We start from the raw sequence: 4,629 nt of genomic DNA, 5'->3' as shown, positions 1-4,629 counted from the left end.
TGGCTGCCCCCCGCCGCTCCGTGCGCCTGGATGGCGCGGTCCAGGACCCACTCCACCGTGCGCGGAGTGGCGATCTTGATCGCCTGGATCTCGGTGTGGGCGCCCCGGTTGCCCACCGTGTCCATCAGGTAGGCGGTTTTGAGCACCAGTAGCCTCAGCTGCTCGATGCGCACACGCGCCTCGGCGATCCACTCGCGCACCACCCCCTGGTCCGCCAGCGGACGCCCGAACGCCACCCGGTCCAACACCCGCCGACAGGTCAGCTCCAGGGCCCGTTCGGCCATGCCGATGGCGCGCATGCAGTGGTGGATCCGTCCGGGACCGAGGCGGGCCTGGGCGATCGCGAACCCGTCGCCCTCGCCGCCGATGAGGTGGTCGGCGGGCACGCGCACGTCCTCGAACACGACCTCGGCGTGGCCGCCGTGGTCGCTGTCGTCGTAGCCGTACACGCCCATGCCGCGCCGGACGGTCACCCCCGGGGTGTCGCGCGGCACGAGTACCATGCTCTGCTGCCGGTGGCGTTCGGCGTCCGGATCGGTCTTGCCCATGACGATGAGGATCGCGCAGTCCGGGTTCAGCGCCCCGGTGATGTACCACTTGCGGCCGTTGACGACGTAGGAGTCCCCGTCGCGGGTGATGGTGGTGGCGATGTTGGTGGCGTCGGAGGAGGCCACGTCCGGCTCGGTCATCGCGAAGGCCGAGCGGATCCGCGCCTCCAGCAGCGGTTCCAGCCAGCGCCGCTTCTGCTCCTCGGTGCCGAACATCGTCAGCACCTCCATGTTCCCGGTGTCGGGGGCGGCGCAGTTGAGCGCGGCGGGGGCCAGCCGGGGGCTGCGGCCGGTGATCTCCGCCAGCGGCGCGTACGTGAGGTTGGGCACGCCCCCGTGTTCGGGGTGGCCCGCCAGGAAGAGGTTCCACAAACCCTGCGCGCGGGCCTTCTCCCGGAGCTCGCGGACCACCGGCGCGGTCGACCACGGGTCGTCGCGCTCGGCGAGCTGGGCCTTCAGCACCGGTTCGGCCGGGTAGACGTGCTCGTCCATGAAGGCGAGCAGCCGTGCGCGCAGCTGCTCGGTCTCCTCATCGAAGGTGAAATCCATCATTGCTCCTTCAGGGTGGCGTGGGCGCGCTCGACCAGCGGCGCGACCATCGCGCCGATCCGGTCGAAACCCGCTCCGACGGTGAGGCCCCGGCTGTGCCGGAAGTGGATGCCCTCGGCGATCACCGCGAGCTTGAAGCAGCCGAAGGCCACGTACCAGGCGAGCCGGGACACGTCACGACCGGTGGCCGCCGTGTACAGCTCGACCAGCTCGGCGGAGGTCGCAAAGCCCTCGGCGGAGGTCGCGGGAGCGGAGTCGCCGCCCACGTCGGCGGCCTGTTCCCGGTAGACGAGCATCAGCCCCAGGTCCACGAGCGGATCCCCCAGGGTGGCCATCTCCCAGTCCAGGACGGCCGTGAGATCGCCCTCGGGGGTGACCAGGACGTTGTCGAGCCGGTAGTCGCCGTGCACGATCGCGGGGGCCGACTGCTCGGGGATCGTCTCGGCGAGCCCGTCGCGCAGTTCGTCGATCCCGGGGATGTCACGGCTGCGCGAGGCGTCCAGCTGCTTGCCCCACCGGCGGACCTGGCGCTCCAGGAAGCCCGCGGGCCTGCCGAAGTCCCCCAGCCCGACCTCCTCGGGCACCACCGCGTGCAGCGCGCCCAGAGTGCTGATCAGCGACTCCGCCACGGCGCGGACCCGCTCGGCGCCCAGCACCGCGATCTCGTCGCGGGTGCGGAAGGGGGTGCCCGCCACGTGCTCCATGACGTAGAAGGGGGCTCCGAGCACGTCGGCGTCCTCGCACAGGGCGTAGGTGCGCGGCACGGGGACGGGGGTGTCGCGCAGCGCCGTCATGACGCGGTACTCGCGCGGCATGTCGTGCGCCGTGGCGAGCACGTGCCCCAGGGGCGGTCGGCGCACCACCCAGCTGCCCGCGCCGTCGGTGACGACGTAGGTGAGATTGGACTTGCCGCCCGCGATGACGTGGCCCTCCAACGGGCCCGAGACCAGTCCGGGCACCACGCTGTCCAGGTACGCGCGCAGCCGCTCCGGGTCCAGTCCCGGAAGCTCCCCGGTCATGCCTCTCCCTCTTCGGTGAACACCTTCGACCTCAGGTGCCGCATCGCCGACAGCCAGCCGTCGGTGTCGGTGGCCCGGGCCGCGTAGTACTGCGCGACCTCCGGATGGGGGAGGATGAGGAAGCGCCCGTCCGCCAGCCCCGCCATGACCGCGTCGGCGGCCTCCTCGGGGGTGATCGCGTCGTCCTCCATCAGGGCCTTCCCGGTGTCCCCGCTGGCCTCCAGCATCGCGGTGCGCACTCCCATCGGGCACACGCACTGCACGGTGACGCCGCGGTCCCCGTAGGTCGCCGACATCCACTCGCCGAAGGCCAGGGCGGCGTGTTTGGTCACCGAGTAGGGCGCGCTGCTGAGCATGGTCAGCAGTCCCGCGGCCGAGACCGTGGACACGAACCGCCCCTGGCCCCGCTCCAGCCAGCCCGGCAGCAGTTCGCGCGCGGCGCGCACGTGCGCCATCACGTTGACCTGCCAGGACAGTTCCCAGTCCGACTCGGGGGCCTCGGGACCGAACCCGGTGCCCACACCGGCGTTGGCCACGTAGAGGTCGATCGCGCCCAGGTGGGCGCCCGCCTCGGCGATCAGCGCCGTGACGCCCNCGGCCCCCCCGCCGACCGAGGCGGCCACGGCCTCGGCCGCGGCGGAGTCCAGGTCGTTGACGACCACGCGCGCCCCGGCCTCGGCCAGACGGCGGGCGAGCGCCGCGCCGATCCCGTTGCCCGCGCCCGTGACGACGGCTCCCCGTCCCTTCAGCTCCATGTCAGATACCTCCGGTGAGCGTGTTGCCGCCGTCCAGGACCAGGGTGCGGCCGGTGACCCAGGCGGCGTCCTCGGACAGCAGGAAGGCCACGGCTCCGGCCACGTCCTCGGGGAGGCCGAGGCGGCCCAGCGGGTAGCCCGAGGCCACCTGTTCCTCGCGGCCCTCGTACAGGGCGGAGGCGAACTTCGTCTTGACCACGGCCGGAGCGACCCCGTTGACGCGCACGTTCGGGGCGAGCTCCAGCGCCAGCTCGGTGGTGATGTGGCTGAGCATCGCCTTGGTGGCGCCGTAGAAGCCGATGCCGGGCGCGGGCTTGATCCCGGCCACGGACGAGACGTTGACGATCGCGCCGCCGTGCTCGCCCATCCACGCCTTGTGCGCCCGCTGGACCCAGCCGATCGCCGACAGGACGTTGACCTCGACGATCTTGCGCGCGGCGGCCGGGTCGAGGTCGATCATGCGGCCGTGGACGGGGTTGATGCCCGTGTTGTTGACCAGCAGGTCCACGCCGCCGAAGGCCTCCAGGGTGGCGGCGATCGCGGCGTCCTGGTGTTCGGGGTCGTCGGCCTTGCCGGCTACGGCGATGGCGTGGTCGGGGCCGCCCAGGGTGCGGACCGCCTCGTCCAGGGCCTCGGCCCCGCGCGCGGTGACGCACACCCGGGCGCCCTCGTCGACGAGGCGCCGGGCGATGGCCAGACCGATGCCGCGGCTGGCACCGGTGACGATGGCGGTGCGTCCGCCGAACCGGGAAGTCATCTCGTTCTCCTTAGACCGACTGGTCGGTATGTATGAGGGGGACTCTACGTGGACTCCCGGGCGCGCCGCAAGGGGCGTCTCGGGGCGCCGGGCGACAATGGCGCTGGGCCGCGCCGGTCCGGAACACGAACGTCAACGCGGGAATGGGGATTCCATGGCAACCGAGGTGTCCGAGGCGCCGGACGAACGCCGCTACGAGATTCGGGTCGATGGGAAGGTGGCGGGGTTCTCCGAGTACATACGCACCGGCGACCTGGTCACCTTCACGCACACCGAGATCGATCCGGCCTTCGAGGGGCGGGGCGTCGGTGGGGAGCTCGTGCGCGGGGCGCTGGACGACGTCCGGTCGCGCGGGCTGTCGGTCCTGCCGCTGTGCCCCTTCGTCAAGGGCTGGATCGCCCGCCACCGCGAGTACGCGGACCTGGTCTACCGGGCTCCCGAGGAGGAGGGGGAGAGGTGACCGACTACGGGCGCGACGTCTCCTTCGGGGTCTTCCCCACGCCCGACGCCGCCGACCTGGGGACCCTGTGGGCGGTCGTGGCCGCGGCCGAGCACGGAGGACTGGAGTTCGTGGGGATCCAGGACCACCCCTACCAGCGCGCGCACCTGGACACCTGGACCCTCATGGCCGCCGTGCTGGCCCGCACCGAGCGGATTCGGGTCTTCCCGGACGTGGCCAACCTGCCCCTGCGCTCGCCCGCGATCATCGCCAAGTCGGCGGCCAGCCTGGACGTGCTCTCCGGGGGACGCTTCGAACTGGGGCTCGGGGCGGGCGCGTTCTGGGAGGCGGTGGAGGCCATGGGCGGCGGGCGGCGTTCACCGCGCGAGGCGGCCGACGCCCTCCTGGAGGCGGTCGAGGTGATCCGGTTGCTGTGGTCGGGCGACCGGTCGGTGCGTTTCGAGGGGGACCACTACCGGCTCTCCGGGGCGCGGCCGGGGCCCGCGCCCGCCCACGACGTCGGGATCTGGCTGGGCGTCCTGGGGCCGCGGCTGCTGCGTGA

General features: G+C 72.5%; 6 protein-coding genes. 2 read left to right on the top strand and 4 right to left on the bottom strand.

Annotated elements, in window-relative coordinates; genetic code table 11:
* The 4 genes from D471_RS0109295 to D471_RS0109280 form a co-directional block, all read right to left on the bottom strand.
* The coding region (locus D471_RS0109295; RefSeq protein ID WP_017598369.1) for an acyl-CoA dehydrogenase family protein at positions 1-1,097 on the bottom strand (1,097 nt) is incomplete at its 3' end.
* Positions 1,097-2,116, bottom strand: coding sequence for a phosphotransferase family protein (locus tag D471_RS0109290; RefSeq protein WP_017598368.1), 1,020 nt, complete (start codon positions 2,114-2,116; stop codon positions 1,097-1,099). The genes D471_RS0109295 and D471_RS0109290, both read right to left, overlap by 1 nt.
* A complete protein-coding gene (locus tag D471_RS0109285; RefSeq protein ID WP_017598367.1) occupies positions 2,113-2,871 on the bottom strand; it encodes an SDR family NAD(P)-dependent oxidoreductase in 759 nt (252 codons plus the stop codon). Before D471_RS0109285 ends, D471_RS0109290 begins: the two co-directional genes overlap by 4 nt.
* Position 2,872: 1 nt before the next feature.
* A complete protein-coding gene (locus tag D471_RS0109280; protein WP_017598366.1) occupies positions 2,873-3,628 on the bottom strand; it encodes an SDR family oxidoreductase in 756 nt (251 codons plus the stop codon).
* A 154-nt stretch (positions 3,629-3,782) separates the two neighbouring features.
* Between D471_RS0109280 and D471_RS0109275 the strand changes: the two genes are divergently transcribed.
* Both D471_RS0109275 and D471_RS0109270 read left to right on the top strand, forming a co-directional pair.
* Complete coding sequence (locus tag D471_RS0109275) at positions 3,783-4,088, top strand: GNAT family N-acetyltransferase (protein ID WP_017598365.1); 306 nt, start codon at positions 3,783-3,785, stop codon at positions 4,086-4,088.
* On the top strand, positions 4,085-4,629 hold a 545-nt coding region (locus tag D471_RS0109270; protein ID WP_017598364.1), incomplete at its 3' end, for an LLM class flavin-dependent oxidoreductase. The genes D471_RS0109275 and D471_RS0109270, both read left to right, overlap by 4 nt.

This window comes from Nocardiopsis lucentensis DSM 44048 (assembly GCF_000341125.1).
Classification (GTDB): domain Bacteria; phylum Actinomycetota; class Actinomycetes; order Streptosporangiales; family Streptosporangiaceae; genus Nocardiopsis; species Nocardiopsis lucentensis.
This window is presented reverse-complemented; position numbering and strand designations above follow the sequence as displayed.